General features: G+C 28.7%; 21 protein-coding genes. 10 read left to right on the top strand and 11 right to left on the bottom strand.

The genetic code is table 11. The annotated features are described in order from the left end of the window. Window positions 1-20: 20 nt before the first annotated feature. The 6 genes from ACW9UN_RS10720 to gdhA all read right to left on the bottom strand — a co-directional run bounded on the left by ACW9UN_RS10720 (window position 21) and on the right by gdhA (window position 5,886). The gene (locus tag ACW9UN_RS10720; RefSeq protein ID WP_459486258.1) at window positions 21-1,130 is read right to left on the bottom strand and encodes an NAD(P)/FAD-dependent oxidoreductase; all 1,110 of its coding nucleotides are present in this window, start codon (window positions 1,128-1,130) and stop codon (window positions 21-23) included. A gap of 66 nt (window positions 1,131-1,196) precedes the next feature. Then, window positions 1,197-1,643 (bottom strand): GNAT family N-acetyltransferase, encoded by a 447-nt coding sequence (locus tag ACW9UN_RS10715; protein WP_459486257.1) that lies wholly within the window; start codon window positions 1,641-1,643, stop codon window positions 1,197-1,199. Between the two features lie 52 nt (window positions 1,644-1,695). After that, a complete protein-coding gene (dinB, locus tag ACW9UN_RS10710; RefSeq protein WP_459486256.1) occupies window positions 1,696-2,778 on the bottom strand; it encodes a DNA polymerase IV in 1,083 nt (360 codons plus the stop codon). A gap of 93 nt (window positions 2,779-2,871) precedes the next feature. Continuing rightward, window positions 2,872-3,711, bottom strand: coding sequence for an alpha/beta hydrolase family protein (locus ACW9UN_RS10705; RefSeq protein WP_459486255.1), 840 nt, complete (start codon window positions 3,709-3,711; stop codon window positions 2,872-2,874). Between the two features lie 110 nt (window positions 3,712-3,821). Further along, a complete protein-coding gene (locus ACW9UN_RS10700; RefSeq protein ID WP_459486254.1) occupies window positions 3,822-4,445 on the bottom strand; it encodes a LysE family translocator in 624 nt (207 codons plus the stop codon). Between the two features lie 85 nt (window positions 4,446-4,530). After that, window positions 4,531-5,886, bottom strand: a complete 1,356-nt coding sequence (gdhA, locus tag ACW9UN_RS10695) for an NADP-specific glutamate dehydrogenase (RefSeq protein WP_459486253.1) — start codon at window positions 5,884-5,886, stop codon at window positions 4,531-4,533. A gap of 195 nt (window positions 5,887-6,081) precedes the next feature. On the opposite strand from gdhA, the gene pheS reads away from it, so the two are divergent. Together pheS and ACW9UN_RS10685 are read left to right on the top strand one after the other, a co-directional pair. Further along, window positions 6,082-7,101, top strand: a complete 1,020-nt coding sequence (pheS, locus tag ACW9UN_RS10690; protein ID WP_459486252.1) for a phenylalanine--tRNA ligase subunit alpha — start codon at window positions 6,082-6,084, stop codon at window positions 7,099-7,101. A gap of 247 nt (window positions 7,102-7,348) precedes the next feature. Then, complete coding sequence (locus ACW9UN_RS10685; protein WP_459486251.1) at window positions 7,349-7,744, top strand: hypothetical protein; 396 nt, start codon at window positions 7,349-7,351, stop codon at window positions 7,742-7,744. An 11-nt stretch (window positions 7,745-7,755) separates the two neighbouring features. Here the strand turns inward: ACW9UN_RS10685 and ACW9UN_RS10680 are convergent, their stop codons facing one another. After that, complete coding sequence (locus ACW9UN_RS10680) at window positions 7,756-8,955, bottom strand: PD-(D/E)XK nuclease family protein (RefSeq protein WP_459486250.1); 1,200 nt, start codon at window positions 8,953-8,955, stop codon at window positions 7,756-7,758. 22 nt (window positions 8,956-8,977) lie between these two features. Continuing rightward, window positions 8,978-10,453: a Na+/H+ antiporter NhaC family protein gene (locus tag ACW9UN_RS10675; RefSeq protein ID WP_459486249.1), complete on the bottom strand. Its 1,476-nt coding sequence runs from the start codon at window positions 10,451-10,453 to the stop codon at window positions 8,978-8,980. A gap of 132 nt (window positions 10,454-10,585) precedes the next feature. Between ACW9UN_RS10675 and ACW9UN_RS10670 the strand changes: the two genes are divergently transcribed. The 4 genes from ACW9UN_RS10670 (at window position 10,586) to ACW9UN_RS10655 (ending at window position 13,500) form a co-directional block, all read left to right on the top strand. Beyond that, complete coding sequence (locus tag ACW9UN_RS10670) at window positions 10,586-11,245, top strand: hypothetical protein (protein WP_459486248.1); 660 nt, start codon at window positions 10,586-10,588, stop codon at window positions 11,243-11,245. Window positions 11,246-11,486: 241 nt separating this feature from the next. Beyond that, window positions 11,487-12,287, top strand: a complete 801-nt coding sequence (locus ACW9UN_RS10665) for a sensor histidine kinase (RefSeq protein WP_459486247.1) — start codon at window positions 11,487-11,489, stop codon at window positions 12,285-12,287. Further along, on the top strand, window positions 12,284-12,955 hold the full coding sequence (locus ACW9UN_RS10660; protein ID WP_459486246.1) for a LytR/AlgR family response regulator transcription factor: 672 nt from the start codon (window positions 12,284-12,286) through the stop codon (window positions 12,953-12,955). The genes ACW9UN_RS10665 and ACW9UN_RS10660 overlap by 4 nt, the downstream gene beginning before the upstream one ends. Before the next feature lie 2 nt (window positions 12,956-12,957). Next, window positions 12,958-13,500, top strand: a complete 543-nt coding sequence (locus ACW9UN_RS10655) for a pyridoxamine 5'-phosphate oxidase family protein (RefSeq protein WP_459486245.1) — start codon at window positions 12,958-12,960, stop codon at window positions 13,498-13,500. An 89-nt stretch (window positions 13,501-13,589) separates the two neighbouring features. Here ACW9UN_RS10655 and ACW9UN_RS10650 read toward each other — a convergent pair whose 3' ends face one another. After that, window positions 13,590-14,114: a nuclear transport factor 2 family protein gene (locus ACW9UN_RS10650; RefSeq protein WP_459486244.1), complete on the bottom strand. Its 525-nt coding sequence runs from the start codon at window positions 14,112-14,114 to the stop codon at window positions 13,590-13,592. Continuing rightward, window positions 14,114-14,704 carry a hypothetical protein gene (locus ACW9UN_RS10645; RefSeq protein WP_459486243.1) on the bottom strand — a complete coding sequence of 197 codons (591 nt, stop codon included), beginning with the start codon at window positions 14,702-14,704 and terminating at the stop codon, window positions 14,114-14,116. Before ACW9UN_RS10645 ends, ACW9UN_RS10650 begins: the two co-directional genes overlap by 1 nt. 176 nt (window positions 14,705-14,880) lie before the next feature. Between ACW9UN_RS10645 and ACW9UN_RS10640 the strand changes: the two genes are divergently transcribed. The 4 genes from ACW9UN_RS10640 to ACW9UN_RS10625 all read left to right on the top strand — a co-directional run bounded on the left by ACW9UN_RS10640 (window position 14,881) and on the right by ACW9UN_RS10625 (window position 17,982). After that, window positions 14,881-15,825, top strand: a complete 945-nt coding sequence (locus ACW9UN_RS10640; protein ID WP_459486242.1) for an NAD-dependent epimerase/dehydratase family protein — start codon at window positions 14,881-14,883, stop codon at window positions 15,823-15,825. 47 nt (window positions 15,826-15,872) lie between these two features. Continuing rightward, the gene (locus tag ACW9UN_RS10635; RefSeq protein ID WP_459486241.1) at window positions 15,873-16,484 is read left to right on the top strand and encodes a thioredoxin family protein; all 612 of its coding nucleotides are present in this window, start codon (window positions 15,873-15,875) and stop codon (window positions 16,482-16,484) included. An 82-nt stretch (window positions 16,485-16,566) separates the two neighbouring features. Further along, window positions 16,567-17,049, top strand: a complete 483-nt coding sequence (locus ACW9UN_RS10630; protein WP_459486240.1) for an ABC transporter ATPase — start codon at window positions 16,567-16,569, stop codon at window positions 17,047-17,049. Window positions 17,050-17,055: 6 nt separating this feature from the next. Beyond that, complete coding sequence (locus ACW9UN_RS10625) at window positions 17,056-17,982, top strand: ABC transporter ATP-binding protein (protein ID WP_459486239.1); 927 nt, start codon at window positions 17,056-17,058, stop codon at window positions 17,980-17,982. Between the two features lie 213 nt (window positions 17,983-18,195). Here the strand turns inward: ACW9UN_RS10625 and ACW9UN_RS10620 are convergent, their stop codons facing one another. After that, window positions 18,196-19,071 (bottom strand): AraC family transcriptional regulator, encoded by an 876-nt coding sequence (locus ACW9UN_RS10620; protein ID WP_459486238.1) that lies wholly within the window; start codon window positions 19,069-19,071, stop codon window positions 18,196-18,198. Window positions 19,072-19,161: the final 90 nt, after the last annotated feature.

Below are 19,161 nucleotides of genomic sequence, written 5' to 3'. Positions count from 1 at the left end.
ATTAATGTTTTCTAAAAAATTTACTCAACTAATTCTGCCAATTCTTTGCCCACTAAACTACCAATAGCAATGCCCATTCCTCCTAAACGCACACCACAAAAAACAGTATTAGAAACTTGTTTTACAATGGCATTTTTCTGATTTCCTACACCCATAATTCCACTCCATTTGTGTTCAATTTCAAATTTTGTATTGGGTAAAATGGTTTCTTTTAAAATCCGTTCTAATTCGTTTTGAACTATTTTTGTTTGCCCAAACGCTGTAGTTTCTTCTGTTTTAAAATCGAGGTTTCTGCCACCACCAAATAAAATTCTATCGTTTATATTTCTAAAATAATAATACCCTTTATCTAAATGAAAAGTGCCCTTAATCTGTAAATTTTTAATCGGTTTTGTAATTAAAACTTGTGCTCTTGCAGGTTTTACTTTTTCGTTTAATAATTGACTTGCAAAACCATTGGTACAAATAAAAAGGCGTTTGGTTTTAAAGTTGATTTTATCGGTCTTTAAATCTACTTGACTGTTATTTTCCTCAAAACTTTTTAAGGTGATATTATTCAGGATTTTAATTCCGTTTTTTTGTGCTTTTAAAAGCAACTGACTTGCCATTTTTCCAGTATCAATCTGACCTTCAAATTGATTGACAATGTATTTTTGATGCACTTTTTGAAATCCGAAAATATTATCAGAAACAGAAAAAACATCTTCTTTAAAAATGGGTTTTAGCAACTTATTTATTTCGTCTTTTTTTGATAAATAGTTTTCAAATAAAGCCTGATTTTTAAACAATTCAAAACCTTTATTTTGCTGAAAATCGATGGTTGCATCACCTAAATTTCGTCTTAAAAGTTGTAAACCTTCCCAGCGTTTTTTAACTAAATTAAAAACCTCATCTTCTGTATGCGAATTTAAATCGTCTATTAGTTCAGATAAACTGCCAAAACAAGCAAAACCTGCATTTTTAGTACTTGCTCCTTGAGGTAACATTCCTTTTTCTAGAATTAAAATCTTAGCTTTTGGATGCTTTTTTCTAAGTTCTAAAGCACAAGTTAGGCCCACAATTCCACTACCCACAATTGTAAAATCGAGGTTTGTAAACCATTCTTTTAATTCCCAATAGCTATAATTCATTATTGTTTTTTTATCCTCTAGACCTCACAGGTTTTAGAAACCTGTGAGGTCTAAATGGTTTATAATTTAAAGCTCTTTTTCAAAACAAATACTGTTTTCCATTTTAGCATATTGTCCATAATTTGGAATTACCTTATACTTACATTTATGATAAAAATTTACGGCTTCAACTTGTCTTTTACCTGTTTCTAAAATACACTTTTTATAGCCCAATTCTTTTGCCCAAACCTCTAATTCAGTGAGTATTATTTGAGCAATTCCTTTGCCTCTTTTATCCGAAGAAACAAACATTCGTTTTACTTCTACAGCAGAATTATCCATTTTTTTAATGGCTCCACAACCCACAGCAATATCATTTAAATAAATTAAAACCACATTTTTTAGAACATCGATATTATTAAATTGATTGTAAAAGTCATGTTCATCTCCATCTGTAATTTTTAGATACGCATCTAGCTTTTTTACTAGATTTATAAAGTCTTGGTTTTCTGAATTTGTTCTAACTATTTTCATCTTTTTTGAGTTAAACCTACAATGTTTTCAAAACCTTGCAGGTAAATGTGTCTTAAAATTCAAATTTTAATTGAACCCAAACTGGTTCTTTAATTACTGTATTTAAATTGCCAAAAGAAATACCTAATAAACGAACTGAATTTTTTAATTTCTCTTGAAAAAGCAATTCTTTTACAATAGGAAAAAACTCCTTTTTAGTGCTCATAAAATGATCAACAGTTTTACTTCTGGTCTGTTGTGTAAAATCGGAATATTTAATTTTTAGGGTGATGGTTTTGCCTTTGGTATTCGATTTTAGCATTCGTTTTTCAATTTCATCAGCAATATTTTCTAGTTTTTCTAACATAAAAATTTCTGATGATATATTCTCAAAAAAAGTACGTTCTGCACCAACAGATTTTCTGATTCTGTTTGGTTTTACTGGGCTGTTATGAATACCTCTTACAATATTGTAATAATGTTTACCAGATTTACCAAAGAGATTTGTAAGTTCTTCTAATGATTTTTGCTTTAGATCATTGCCTACAAAAATGCCTAAATTGTACATTTTTGCAGCAGTAACTTTACCCACTCCATAAAATTTATTGACAGGCAATTCTTCTAAAAATTGAATTACCTCATCTGGATGAACTGTTTTTTGTCCATTGGGTTTATTGATATCCGAAGCAACTTTTGCAATAAATTTATTAATAGAAATACCTGCAGATGCTCGTAAACCAATTTCGTTGTAAATGCGCTGTCTTATTTCTCTGGCAATATCATTGGCAGACGGATTTCCTTTTTTGTTTTCGGTAACATCTAAATAAGCTTCGTCTAAAGACAAAGGTTCTACCAAATCTGTGTAATCGTAAAAAATTTCTCGAATTTTCGAAGAGAGTTCTTTATACCTAGCAAAATCGGATTTCACAAAAATAATATGTGGGCATTTCTGCTTGGCCAAAACATTGCTCATTGCAGATTTTACACCAAATTTACGTGCTTCGTAACTTGCAGCAGAAACTACACCTCTATCTCCTCCTCCACCAACAGCAATGGCTTTTCCTTTTAATTCAGGATTATCTAATTGCGCTACAGATGCATAATACGCATCCATATCTACATGAATAATTTTACGAAAAGGAGGTTGTAATTCCATCTTTCGAATTTACAAAAAAGTTAGTGTTTTTAATTGCGAGTTTTTATAGCAATCTTGTTAAAATAAAGAACTATTTTAATTATAAAAAACACTTTATTGTAAAAAATCAATAGAAATTTCTACTACTTCTTTTAACTCTTTGGTTAATTCATTTTTATGCCAAGGATGAGAAACATTAAACACGTGATTTGCGTTTTCTATTACCTTAAATTGTGCTTCTGGATTCCATTTTTTTAGATTTTCTCCTTCTGATATAAAAACAGCATCATCTTTATTTCCGTGAATAATTAATTGTGGAATATCTAAATTTTTAACTGCATTTGGAATACTTAAACGAGCTTCATTTAGCTTATAATTTTCATAAAACTGATAAAAATGAGGCATTTGCTGATTTGTTCTTCCATTAACAACGAATTTAACTCCGTTTTTTTTCCAGTTTTCTAAATCGCCAATCGTTGAGCTTCTTTTGCCAAAATCGCAAACTGCTGCTAATGTTACTACTTTTTTAACACGATTGTCTTCATTAGCTTTTAATAACACAATTCCTCCTCCTCTACTATGACCGATCAAAGAAATATCATCAATATTAACCTCGTTTTTATACGTGTTTTCAGTAGAAATCCAATCAATAATCGAATGTAAATCGTCTAATTCTTTGGTGTAATTGTTGTTTCCAAATGCTTCTAAATCTGGGAAATCTATAGGCTGCTCTATGGTGCCTCCATTATGAGAAAAATTGAATTTTATAAAGAAAAAACCGGCTTTTGCAAAATGTTCTGCTACTAAATTCCAAGGTCCCCAATCTTTAAAGCCTTTATAACCATGACAAAAAATAACTACTTTTTTAGGTTGATTATTTGGATTGTAAAAAACATCCGTAACAATTGGTTTTTGATGAATGCCATCAACAATTATATTTTTAAGTATTTTCATCAGAAATAATTATATAACAAGTTTAAATATAGTAAAGTTACCAAAACAAGCTGCAATAAAACTTAAAAATAGATAAATGCACTAATCATTAAAACGTTGGGTGATTATTATTATTTATTGAATAGATAAATTAAGTTACCAATAGCTACAAAACCGGTTAAACATCCTAAGATAAAATCCATCTTAGATGCTATAAAGGTTAGGTTGTGTTCTATATTTTTAGCAACAATAGCATAAATTGTATAGAGCGTAAAAGAACCAATTGTAGAACCAATTGAAAAATAAAACGCATTTAAATAACTGTAGTTAAAATACTCAAAACCAATTAAAAGCGATATAAACGTAAAGTAAAAAGGAATGGCCATCATATTTAACAACGACATTAGAATTCCGTAGAAATAAGATTTTGATTTCGGAATTTCTTTTTCCTTTTTTTGCTCTTTGGATGAATAATAAACTCGAAAAAAATTAACAGATAATAGAAATAATATACCTGTTCCTATTTGTTGAATTAAGGTGATATATTCTGAGTTTTTCATTAAAATATTGGCCAAATAAGCCCCTAAATTTGCCTGAAAAAACAATACTGTTGCATAACCAGCAATTAAGTAAAAAGTAGGTTTTTTGCCATTTCTTAAACTATATTTTACTACAGTTAAATTTAAAAAACTAGGTGTAATGCTACCCATTGCAGCAATTACAAAACCCAAAAGTAAGCAGAAAATAAAGGTCATGGTTTGTTATTATATAGCAAAGAAACAAAGAAACGCATCAATAAATTGATGCGTTTACAACATATAATAACTCAAAAAAGATTTCTTAGATAATTCCTTGTGCTAACATTGCGTCTGCAACTTTTACAAAACCAGCAATATTTGCTCCTTTAACATAATCTATAGAGCCATCTTCATTTTTACCATATTCTACACAAGAGTCATGAATATCTTCCATAATATCTTTTAGTTTTTCATCTACTTCTTTACGAGTCCAGCTCATTCTTAGTGCATTTTGACTCATTTCTAAACCAGACGTAGCTACTCCCCCAGCATTACTCGCTTTTCCTGGTGCAAATAAAATTTTTGCATTTTGAAATGCATGCATAGCATCTGGTGTAGAAGGCATATTTGCACCTTCAGAAACACACATACAACCATTTTTTATTAATGTTTTTGCTTCTTCTCCATTTAACTCGTTTTGAGTTGCACAAGGCAAAGCAATATCGCATTTAACAGACCATGGTCTATCTCCTGCTACATATTTAGCATTCGGGTATTTTTCTAAATACTCACTAATTCTAGCACGTTTTTCATTTTTTAAATACATAACGTGCTTTAACTTTTCGCCATCTATACCTTCTTCATCATAAATATAACCACTAGAATCTGATAATGTAACTACTTTTGCACCTAATTCTATGGCTTTTTCTGCAGCATATTGTGCTACGTTTCCAGAACCAGAAATTACAACTGTTTTATTTTTAAAAGAATCGTTTTTAACTTTTAGCATATTGTCTGCAAAATATACAGCTCCATAACCTGTAGCTTCTGGTCTAATTAAAGAACCTCCCCAAGATTGACCTTTACCTGTTAAAACACCTGTAAACTCGTTATTTAGTTTTTTATACATACCAAACATAAAACCAATTTCTCTAGCACCTACGCCAATATCTCCAGCAGGCACATCTGTACTTGGGCCAATGTGTCTAAATAATTCTGTCATAAAAGCATGGCAAAAACGCATAATTTCGTTGTCTGATTTTCCTTTAGGATCAAAATCAGAACCTCCTTTACCACCACCCATAGGTAATGTTGTTAAAGAGTTTTTAAATACTTGTTCAAAAGCTAAAAACTTTAAAATACTAGCATTTACTGTAGGATGAAAACGCAAACCACCTTTATATGGACCAATTGCAGAATTCATCTGTACTCTATAACCTCTGTTTACTTGAATTTCTCCATCATCATCTACCCAGCAAACTCGAAAAGAAATTAACCGTTCAGGCTCTACCATTCTTAAAAGAACGTTTTTCCCGAAATAAATATCATTATCAATGATATAAGGAATTACAGTTTCTGCTACTTCTTGTACAGCCTGTAAAAATTCTGGTTCATGTCCATTACGTTGTTTTACCAAGTCCATAAAACCATCAATTTTGGATTTAATACTTTCCTCCATATTTTTTTGTGATATTAATAAAAATTTAACCCTGCAAAGATAGTTAATTTTAAATATGGCAAAATAAAAAAGTTTTCTTAATTTTTTTTAAAACCCTTATTTCAATCGATTTCGCTTACTCAAATCTTTTCTTTTAAAATACAATCTTAAACTCTCTAAAAAAGTTTAAATTTGTGGTCTAAATTTTATTTTAAAATGTTAGATAAAGTAAAAGAATTGATTGGCGATGTTGATGCTTTTAAAGCAACCACAAAAGAGGAAGTAGAAGCATTCAGAATTAAATATTTGGGTAGCAAAGGTTTACTTAAAGGTTTATTTGCTGAATTTAGAAATGTTGATGCATCACTAAAAAAAGATTTAGGACAAGCTTTAAATAGATTACGAAATGCTGCTGAAGGTAAAGTTGCAGCATTAAACGAATCTTTAGAAAGTGCCATAGAAGAAAAAGGAGTTTATGGTGATTTAACCAGACCTTCTGAACCTATTGAATTAGGATCTCGTCATCCAATATCTTTAGTAAAAAACCAAATTATTGAAGTTTTTAATAGAATTGGTTTTACAGTTTCTGAAGGACCAGAAATTGAAGACGATTGGCATAACTTTACTGCTTTAAATTTACCAGAATATCATCCTGCAAGAGATATGCAAGACACGTTCTTTATAGAACAAGATCCAGATATTTTATTGCGTACACATACTTCTTCTGTGCAAGTGCGCTACATGGAAAATAATGAGCCACCTATTAGAACTATTTCTCCAGGAAGAGTTTTTAGAAACGAAGATATTTCTGCAAGAGCGCATTGTATTTTTCATCAAGTAGAAGGTTTATATATAGATACTGATGTTTCTTTTGCTGATTTAAAACAAACGCTTTTATACTTTACAAAAGAGATGTTTGGTAAATCTAAAATTAGATTAAGACCCTCTTATTTTCCGTTTACAGAGCCAAGTGCAGAAGTAGATATTTATTGGGGATTAGAAACTGAAACTGATTACAGAATTACAAAAGGTACTGGTTGGTTAGAAATTATGGGTTGTGGAATGGTAGACCCAAATGTGTTGAAAAATGCAAACATAGATCCTACAAAATATTCTGGTTACGCTTTTGGAATGGGTATAGAACGTATTGCAATGTTGTTATACCAAATACCAGATATTAGAATGTTTTATGAAAATGATAAGCGTTTTTTAGAGCAATTTAAATCAATAATCTAAAGAAGCCCATCCTAGCCTTCCCAAAGGGAAGGAACTACAAAGTTTGTGGATATTTTTATTGATCGTAATTATTTTGTTTGTCATTTCGAACGAAACACAGTGAAGTTGAGAAATCTTGATTTTTTTCTTTTAATCAATTTTAGATTTCTCCATAAAGTCGAAATGACAAAACTTTTTAAATATTTTAAAAGCAGTTTATAGAAAACATATTACTAAACAATATCTCCAATTGGGAGAAAGTGGGCTTATGAAAAAAGATATCCAAATACCAGAAGTTACAAACGTAGAAATGGCTGTTGTTTATGAATACAATGATATTTATAAAACAGACGATTGGAATGTATACATCATCAATAAAAAAAATGTTGATTTAGAAATGCTTGTGATTGTTTCTCAAGGTTTTTCTGATACGAAAACCACTTCTTTATTGCGTAAAAAATTGGACAAATTACCTGCAAATTCTTTTGCTAAGATTGAATTAATTCAACCTGAATTATTCAAATTAAATAATCGTTTTCAAGTTACTTTTTTTGAAGGAAATACATTGTATGAAAAAACATTCATCTTCGAAGCAAACACCATTAAAGAAGGTGCTTTACGTATGATAACTGAGCTAAATAAACGTGGAGTTTTGGCTGGTTAGATTAATCAAAATTAATTTATTACATCATCTAAAATTTCTTCAATGATATTATTTATTGCTTCTTTAGATTTACTTTTATCTATTAAATTGTAAGTATTCTCCGTAGAAAAATCTGAAAACCTTATATTTTGTAAAGTATTGTGTGAAAAGTCTTTCCATTTTTCAGTCTCAACAATTCCCCAACTTAAATTGTTTAAAGTACTGATATAGAAAACTAATTTATTAACTTCAAAAAAGACGCCCATATTAATGTCATTATTAAAATGAGTTAATTCTTCTAAATTTTTTAATCTTTCTTCTTCTTGTAATGGGTATAATTTTACATTTTCCAATCCTTTTAACTTTAAAGAATTTTTTAATTCATTAAGAAAAGAGTCTACAGTATGCCATTTTATATGTTTAAAATTTTCTACGATGTACTTTGTAGATTTCAACTCTTTAGAAAATAATTCTCTCAATTCATTTAATTCGTTATAAGGTATATTTGTCTTTGTCATATTTTTTATTAGAATTAAGTATTGTTTAATAATTTTATGAATAAAAAAATCATTTTCTAAAGTTTCTAAACATTTATTTAGCCAATCAACTATTTCATTTTTATAATATACTATTGTAACATCTTCTTTTTTTAAGGTATTCCCTAAACTTAAATTAAAATTTTCCTTCTTTGGTTTGTTCAGAGTCAAATAATAAATATCTACAGTCTTGCAAATGAATTTATGTTTTTTAAATTCAATCTTTTTAATGGGCTCAGAATTAATTTCTAATTCATTATCAATTGGAGTACCCTTAATTAATGTATTGTAATATCTTTCCAATTGTCCATTATAACCTTCAATCTTGTTTTTATGATTACTGTCCTTAGCATAGATTTTGTTTTCAATTATAATTCCATGATTATCTGTTTTATTAAAAAGTAAAATATCTATCTCTTTAAATTCAGTTTTATTAAATTCGTTTGGAATAACCTCAAAACCTTTTATGAAATCTAGATGCAATACTATCTCAAAAAACAGCTTTTTAAAAGTGTTTCCTTTCTGATGGCCAGAATCATTAGATAGTAAATATGATATAAAACGTGAATGAAGATTTACTTCATCATGTTCTTTATGCAAAGCATAAAAAATATTAAATCTATCATCTTTTTTTTGTTTTTGATATTTATCTATTAAGCTATTAATTTGATCAAAATATTTTTTTTCAACTTTCAAAATAATTTTATATAATTAAATTTTACCTCAAAAACCCAATAATTAAATACAAAATAGTCGTAATTATTCCTCCAAATAAAGCATAAGGCAATTGTGTTTTAACATGGTCTATATGATCACTAGCAGAAGCCATTGATGAAATAATTGAAGTATCTGAAATTGGCGAACAATGGTCTCCAAAAATTCCTCCTCCTAAAGTTGCAGCAACAACAATCGTTAAATCTGCATTATGAATATTAGCCATTGGTACTGAAATTGCCAACATAATTGCAAAAGTACCCCAAGAAGTTCCTGTAGAAAATGCAATAAAAGAACTCACCACAAAAACAACAGCTGGTAACAATTCTGGTGATAACCAACTTTCTGTAATATTTGCTACGTAATTACCAGTATCTAAAACTTTACAAGCATCACCAATAGCAAAAGCCAATAACATTAACAAAGCCAAAGGCATTAATTCGCTAATTCCTTTTAAAGTTAGGTTTACGGCTTCTTTTGGTTTTAAAATACCTTGAACAAAATACATCATAATTGCTACTAAAATAGCCGTAATTACTGCATATAAAACCGATGATGAACCAGAACCTTCACCAAGGGCTAAAGAAGCGTGATTTAAAAATGAGGTTGCTTCTTTTACAGCATCCCAACCTGTATAAATTAAGTTAATTGGCATCATACAAACCATCACCAAAAGTGGCACAATCATATTATACGCTTTGGCCTCTATACCTTCTTTTGGCGGAAAAGAAGTTACCTCATCAGAAATCATTGGTTTAGAACCTTCGTTCATTAACAAACCTATTTCTTTAGTTCTTTTTTCTGCTTTTTTCATCAATCCAAAATCCTTTTTTGATAAGATGATGAAGAATAAAATTCCGATTGCTAAAAGTGGATAAAAGTTATATTTAATAGAGGCTAACATCACCGAAAACGGTTTTTCTATACCTTGTGTTAACAACAAACCCATAATAAATGCTCCCCAAGCATTAAAAGGAATTAAGATTGATGAAGGCGCAGAACTTGAATCTGCAATGTAAGCCAGTTTTTCTCTAGGAATTTTTAATTTATCAAAAATTGGTCTATATAAAGTACCAACTGTTAAAGAGGAAATACTGGTTTCTACAAACAATAACAATCCTGTAAGCGTTGCCAAAATTTGAACCATAACTCTACTATATCCCGATTTCTTTGCTTCTAATTTTACCAATTTTTTGTTGATAAAATTGATAAAACCTTCTACACCTCTAGAATATTGAATAAATACCAGCAAAGAACCAACCAAAGCACTAAAAATAATGGTTCTTGTATTTCCTTTCGATTGAAAAACGTTAACCATACCTTCTATCATGGCTAAAGTTCCTTCTAAAGGGTTCCAACCTTTTACAATGAACCAAGAAAACCAAATTCCGAATAACAAAGCAATATATACTTGTTTGGTTCTTAACGCTAAAATAATAGCTAATATTGGTGGTAAAACTGAAAGAAATCCGTATTCCATGAAGAAAAATATTTTGCTAAAGATATTAATTTAAGTGTTTTTGCCGAGAAAAAATTGATGTTTGTCTAAAATACTTTTAAAACCTTCCAATCTTTTGGTCATTTGTATCAAATAATTATAAATTTGATTATCATGAAAATTAGAAACTCCATTTTATTTGGTATTAGTATCCTTTTTTTAAGCTCTTGTGTTGTAAAATCATTAAATCCTTTTTACACCAAAAAAACCATTTCTTACGACAATCGTTTTATAGGAAAATGGACAGATTCTAAAAAAGGGGTTTGGACAGTGGTTCGTTTTAGAGATGAAATCACAAAAAATAATCCTGTAGAAAAAATGAAAAAAGATGACTTGCAGTTGTATAAAGAATACAAAAACAGTTATTATATACAAAGAGAATTTAAAGGAGAAGAAGCATTGTTTTTAGCAACTCCTTTTAAAATTAACAATCAAACTTTTTTAGATTTTTATCCTTTAGAATATCAAGATGATATCAATCATTTATTAGAAAGTCACCTCATTTACACACATAGTCTGGTTAAATACGACGTACAAAAAAACGGTAAAATTGATGTAAGATGGTTAGATGAAGATAAAATTGAAACCCTTTTTAAAGAAAAGAAAATAAAGATTAAGCATAAAAAAATAGGCACCTTAAAAAACAAATATTTATTAACGGCAACCTCTAAAGATTTAGAAAAATTTATTGAAAAATATATGAATTCTAAAGACGAAGAGAAATGGGATACCTCAACAAAATTCACCTTAAGCAAAACCAGTGATAGCGAATAAGTTAATATTAAACAGGACCAATTCTCATAATATATTGATATTTAATACTATATTATGGGTATGTTCTTTTGTTATTTTATTATTTCTTTTTTCAGGAAGAACAACTCTAGAAAAAATAGATTATATCTATACCATTTGCTTTGTAGTAACTTTATGCATCCCTGTTTGTATAAACTTATATGTTTTAGTTCCTAAGTTTTTAAAAAAAGAAAAAAACATTTTGTTTTGCGTGTTTTTTATCTTGAACCTCATTGTTTTTTCTGAGTTAAATTCATTGTTTTTTGAAACCATTGTAAATGGCTTTTTTACAGATTATTACTTTATTAGTTATCATAATAAAATAGAAATTTACTTTATCTTTTTTATCTTTTTTATACTTTCTACCTTATCTAAATTGGCTGAAGATTGGGTGTATTTAAATAAAGTAGAAAACCAAGTTCTAAAGGCAGAAAAACAAGAAATTGAGCATCAATTGTATTATTTAAAAGGACAAATTAACCCTCATTTTTTATTCAATTCGCTAAACGTATTATATTCTTTAGCGATTGACAAAAAAGAAGAAATTACTCATGCTATTCTACAGCTTTCCGACATTTTGCGTTATGTAATTTATGATGTAGAAACCGATAAAATTTCGTTGCAAAAAGAAATTGATTTGATTAAAAATTACATTGCTTTTGAAAAAAACAGACATACAAAAAACTCAAAAATTAGTTTTGATTATAATGTGAATGAGCAGTTAGAAATTTACCCCATGTTATTGCTACCCTTAATAGAAAACAGTTTTAAACATGGTTTAAAAAGTGGTGTTGAAAATCCTTTTGTGAAAATAGATTTATGTGAAAACAAAAATCAACTTGTATTTAAAATTTCGAATAACTTTAAAGAAAAAATCAACTTAAATAATACTGATTATAAGGGTGTTGGATTAAAAAATATTCAAGAAAATTTAGCATTGATATATCCAGAAAAACACTTATTTAAAACAGAAATTAATAATGATGTTTTTACTGTAAACCTTACAATAGATTTACGATTATGAAAATACGTTGTATTATAATTGATGATGAACCCTCTTCTCAAAATGTACTAAAATCTTTTATCAATAAAATAGATTATTTAGATTTAAAACAGGTTTGTAATGATGCTTTAGAAGCCCTAGAATATTTAAAAAACACAAGTATTGATTTGCTTTTTTTAGATATTAATATGCCTCAACTTTCTGGTATTTCTTTTTATAAATCATTGCAAAATCCACCAAAAGTAATTTTTACAACTGCTTATTCAGAATACGCCTTAGCCGGTTTTGATTTAGATGCTACAGATTATTTATTAAAGCCTTTTTCTTTTGAACGTTTTGTGCAAGCCATTTCTAAAGTTAACATATTACAAGATTTAAATACAGATAATATTGTTATAAAATCTAACAAAAGGTTGCATCAAATTAAAGTAGATGATATTTTGTATGTTGAAAGTTTGGGAGATTATATCAAAGTTCATTTTTCTGCTCATTTTCTTATCGTTTACAAAACGTTGAAAAACATGTATACTGAATTGCCAAAAACACTTTTTAAACAAGTGCATAAATCTTATATTATTAATAAGAATAAGATTGATTATATTGAAGGAAATATGATTTTAATTCAATCAAATAAAATACCTTTAGGTCAGAAATATAAAAAAGACTTTATAGACAATTTTAAATCCTAAACATGTCAAAATTCTATACAAAAATCACCTCAAGACTTCAAAAATTTATCGCAAATCAAAAAATATTTTTTGTAGCAACCGCTCCAAATTCTGGCAGAATCAACTTGTCTCCAAAAGGGATGGATTCTTTTAGGGTGATGAGTGAAAACCGAGTTTTATGGTTAAATGTTACTGGAAGTGGCAATGAAACTGCTGCACATTTGTTAGAAAACAAACGTATTACTATTATGTTTTGCTCTTTTGAAAAAGCACCCAATATTTTACGTTTGTATGGAAAAGGCAAAGAAATTAAAGAAGGTGATGCTTCTTGGGATGAATTGATAAAACTATTTCCAGAAACTCCTGGAACACGTCAAATTTTTGATATTACTGTAGATTCTGCACAAACTTCTTGCGGAATGTCTATTCCGTTTTATGAATATAAAGGAGAAAGAGAAGAGTTAAATGATTGGGCAGCATCCAAAGGAAAAAAAGAAATTAAAGACTATTGGACAGAAAAAAACCAAACCAGTATAGATGGTTTACCCACCAAAATTTTAGAGTAGATTCTGCATTTTAAAATTAAAAATAACAACAATTTAATTTTTAACTCAATACCCCTTATTTAGACCAAAGAAGTTACATTGTACTCACGTTAATTAAACTTTTTTAAAAAAGCAGCATCATTTTCTTTTTTGGCAGCTATTACTTTCTGCACATCATCATTAGGTATGCTTACAGACAACACATATTGTTTTATCTTCCATACATTCTCCTTTTTTTCTAAAACTCCAGAACCTCTGCAAGTACCCATCCAGGTATTTAACAACTCATCAAACCAAGCAAAATTACCTGTGCTATTTATGTAAATATTACGTTCTAGGGTTTTAAAATCCCATGCTTTACCTTGGTCAAAATACGGTTTGCTAAATTTTTCAAAAGCAGTCTTGGTCCAATTTTCTGTAGCATCTGTGCCAATAAAAACAGAAACACTATCCATTTTATCAAAATAATTATTAAAATTAGCTTCTGATGCAGCCAAATGCCAATCGTTTAAAAGTGTATTAATTTTATTTTTAGTTGCTTCTTTTACTGCTGATGATGTTGATTGTTGTGCATTTATAGATGCAGATGTTATTATACAAACAAATAACAAAAAAATGACTTTTAATTTATTCATCAGTTTCTCGGTTTTATCTTTAGATTTTTATTCAAACTTTTACGGGTTATACTGTCTATTTTTGTAGAATCTAAACCTATAAATTTAACATCAATTTCTATTTCGTCTTCAAAGCGTTTTTTAGAAAAAATGGTATTTACTTTAGCATTTACTGCAGAAAACGCATCGATAATTTTTTCTGTTTGTTGATGAACTTCAGCTGCAGTTATAGCCCTTATTGTAGTCATATCTGCCAAGCGTAAGGTTTCGTTATAAAATATATTAATTCTTGCTTTAAAAGAGGCTACATTAAATTGTTCTAATTTTACATTATCCTTTAAATTTTTCGCCAAACCCTTTAATTCTAAAGCATTACTTAGTATTTCGTTAGCGGACACTTTTTTAAATCTGCCTAAAAAGTTATCTACAGCTTTTAACTCTTCCCAATTTTCTATTTCTGCAACATACATTGGGTTTACAGGTTTTACAGGCAAATGCTCTTTAACCACACTTAAAAGTGGTTTTACTTTTTCGTCTGGTTTTGCTTGATCTTGTTTTTGATCACAAGAAAAAATAATAAGTGAGATTATAAGTGATATGTAGGCTTTCAAAACTAAATTTTATGTTGTAAAAATAAACAATTTTAAAGCGTAATACTCTTATTGAAATCTTAATTTTTACTGCATTATATTTTTTGATTTCATAATAAACAAATGTTTTTAGAAACTTTAATTACGAATACTAAAATTAATTACCTTTGTTGTTGTTAAATATATAATTTATAAGCATGAAAACATGTATTCTTGTTTTAGGCGCAAGCGGACAAATAGGCACTGAGCTTACTCAAAAATTACGTTTTTTGTATGGAAATACGCAAGTAATTGCCTCTGACATTAGAAAAGGTAATGAGCAAATGATGAGCTCTGGCCCATTTGAAATTATTGATGCTACTGATAAATTATCTATTTTAAAAGTAGTTCAAAAATATAATGTTACTCAGGTATATTTATTGGCAGCAATGCTATCTGCAACTGCTGAAAATCATCCACAAAAAGCTTGGAATTTAAACATGAACTCGCTTTTGGCTGTATTAGATTTAGCCAAAGAAAAACACATACAACAAATATATTGGCCAAGCTCTATAGCTGTTTTTGGCCCAACAACACCTAAACATAATACACCTCAAAAAACAGTAATGGAACCCACTACAGTTTACGGAATTAGCAAGGTTTCTGGTGAGTTTTGGTGTAATTATTACCACAAAAAATACGGTGTAGATGTTAGAAGCTTACGTTACCCAGGTATTATTTCATGGAAAACAAAACCTGGTGGAGGTACTACAGATTATGCTGTAGATATTTATTTTAAAGCGTTAAAAGAAAAAAAGTACCAATGTTTTTTATCTGAAAATACGTGCTTGCCAATGATGTATATGGAGGATGCCATTAACGCAACCATTGCATTAATGCAAGCAGAATCCGATACTATAAAAATTAGAAATGGATATAATTTGGCGGCTATGAGTTTTACTCCTAAAGAAATTGCTCAAGAAATTCAAAAACATATCCCAGAGTTTGAAATTACATATCAACCAGATTTTAGACAAAAAATTGCAGATAGTTGGCCTTCATCTATTGATGATTCTCAAGCCAGAAAAGACTGGAACTGGCAACATCAGTTTGATTTAGAATCAATGACAAAAGTCATTATTCAACAGATTAAGAAACTGTAAGTTTGTGCTAAATTTACGTCTAAAAGTATGTATTTAGCATTAAAATTATGAAAGAAATTATAAAACAAAGTTTAGCAAACACCTATACTTACCAAGAATATAGAAATTTAGTAAAAAGTTTATTAGACCAAGGTAAATCTACTGGCCCCAATCAATCTGAAGATTTGACAAACTACAGCATGTTGAATGACAGAAGAATGAAGCGTTTGGATAAAACCATTAAAATTACTGAAGAAACTACCCAAGAAATTCAAAAAGTTGTAACCCCACAAACTTGGCTAGTAATTACCGAAGGTTGGTGTGGTGATGCCGCACAAAATTTACCTATACTTCATAAAATGGCTGAATTAAATGAAAACATCAACCTAAAATTAGTTTTACGCGATGATAATTTAGCTTTAATGGATTTATTTTTAACAAATGGTGGCAGATCTATACCAAAATTAATTGCTTTAGATAGTAACCTTAACGTGATAGATACTTGGGGTCCTAGACCAACTGTTGCTGCTAAAATTGTTGCAGATTATAAGGCAGCACATGGCGTTTTAGATGCGCAATTTAAACAAGATTTACAAGTTTGGTATAACAAAGATAAAGGAGTGAGCACCCAAGAAGATTTTGTTAAAATCATTCAAAAAAGTACTTTAAAAGAAGTTTAACCTTTTTACAAAAAAACCAAAAATCTCATTTTTTAATTTGCGGTTTTTCTTTGCGTATATTTGTACAACTAAAGACAGAATTATGTTTGTTGACTACAAAACTATTGCTGATGATGCTAAAGTATGGATATACCCTTCAAGTAGAAAGTTTTACAAAACCGAAATTGAAGAAGTTGAAAACGCAATAAAGACCTTTGTAGAACAATGGAAAACGGACGACGAAAACTTTACAGCATCGTATCAATTTTTATACAATAGGTTTATTGTTTTGGTAGCCGATGATGAAAAATCAACATTAACAAATACAGATATTGATGCTTCAGTTTCTTTTATTCTAGAGTTACAAGAAAAATATAATGTCCAGCTTTTAGACAAAATGAATGTTTGCTTTAAACAAGGTGAGTTTGTACAATACAAAGAGTTAAAAGACTTTAAAAAATTATTAAAAAACAAAGCTTTAACTAGCAAAAGCATCGTTTTTGATAATTTAATTACCAATAATCACGATTTTAAAAACTTTTGGGAAACCCCAATAGAAGATAGTTGGTACAGCCGATTTTTATAAAATTTTATGCTTCACGTAAATCATATTTCTTTTTCGTATTCTAAACACAAAACGGTTTTAGAACACTTTAATTTTACCTTAAAAAAGGGAGAGCATTTATGTGTGATGGGCGAAAGTGGTTGTGGAAAATCAACTTTATTAAAAGTCATTTATGGTTTGTTAGATGTACCTAAAGGATCTATTTTTTGGAATGATGAACAGATTTTGGGGCCAAAATTTAATTTAGTACCCGGTTTTGAAAAGTTTAAATATGTAGCTCAAGATTTTGATTTGATGCCTTACATTTCTGTATCAGAAAACATAAAAAAATTCTTGTCTCGTTTTTATCCGGAAGAGAGTGAGCAACGCACACAGGAGTTATTAGAAATTATTGAGATGAAACCTTTTGAAAACGTAAAGGTTAAAAACTTAAGTGGAGGTCAAAAACAACGAGTAGCAATTGCTAGAGCTTTGGCTAAAGAACCTAAATTACTTTTATTAGACGAACCCTTTGGACAAATAGACAATTTTAAAAAAAACACATTAAGACGTAATTTATTTGGGTATTTAAAAGAAAAAGAAATTGCTTGTATAGTAGCAACACACGATAAAAATGATGCGCTTTCTTTTGCAGATCATTTAATCATCATTAAAAACAACATAATTTTAGACAATAATAATCCTAAAGAAATTTATAAAAATCCAAAAGAAAAATATGTTGCTGCACTTTTTGACGATGTAAATGAACTGAAAATTGATAATAAAAAATTATTATTATACCCTCATCAAATTAAAATTGTTGAGCACTCTAACTTTTCTGCAACTGTAATTAAATCGTATTTTAAAGGTTCTTTTTGGTTGATTGAAGTATCGTTTGATAATAAGCCATTATTTATAAATCATCATTCTAAAATTGCTAAAAATAGTAGCGTTAGTTTTAAAATTGAAAAATAGCTTTATGAAGTTATATCATTTTTTAAAAAAAATCACCCAAATTTTAAAAATAAGGGTGATAAAATTATGAACCTTTTAAAAAAAATCTTTTTTTATTTCAATTAAAAAGTTGGGGGACATAATTTATTGTTTTCTCTTATTAACAAATTTAATAGGAATTTTTATTGCAAAGGTGTCGTTTTTAGCTTTTACATTGTAAAAATGGGAATATTCTTACACCTTATACCTTTTTCTATAAGCCTCTGGTGTAAATTGTGTGTGCTTCTTAAAATACTTACATAAGTTTGCAGGGTCTTTAAAGCCTATCTTATAAGAAACCTCTTTAATTGATAAATTAGAATGTAAAAGATATTTTTTTGCCTTAATTATTACTAGGTCATCTATAAATACTTTTGCAGATTTATTTGCAATAAATTTTACAACGATATTTAATTTTTTAGATGAAAAACCCAACTTATCTGCATAAAAATGTACTTTTTTACTATTTGAATAATTTTTTTCTAATAAGCTTTGAAACTTTATAAACTCTTTTAAATAGCCACTAAGTTGCACTTTGTTGTAGCCTTTAGATTTTGCTCTATGTATTAACGTAATTAAAACATGTAGCTGGCTTCTAATAATTTTTAAAGAATAATCATCTGAAATATTTGTAAACTCTTTTTCAATTTGAATTAACAATTGTAAAAATTTTACGTATTCGGTGGTGTTTAGTTGAGTTTTTGGAGAAATTATCCACTCGTTAAACATTTGAATTGTCATAGCAACTTGATGTTCATTTAAGTAACTATTTAAAAATTCTTCTTTAAAAAGTAACAAATAACCTTTTACATTTTTATTACTATAAAAACGATGAATTTGATCTTTTCTTATGGCTAAAACTGTGCCTTTGCTGTAATAAAAATCTTTATAGTCTATTGAATGCCTGCCAACATCATTCGTAATAACCATTATTGTATAAAAGTTTACTTTATGGTTTCTTACAAATACATCGCTATTTTCAGACATAAATAGGTCTTCTATTTTTAATATCTTAAAAGTAGATGTTTGAAACTTGAAATCGTAGTTAACTTTTGGGTAACTGTTATTCATTTATGGGAGGACTAAAAATTATTTTCGAAATTAAAAAATTATTATTTCAATATCCTTTTAATATCGCACTATTTAAACACAAATTGAAAC

This window comes from Polaribacter litoreus (assembly GCF_054584775.1).
This window is presented reverse-complemented; position numbering and strand designations above follow the sequence as displayed.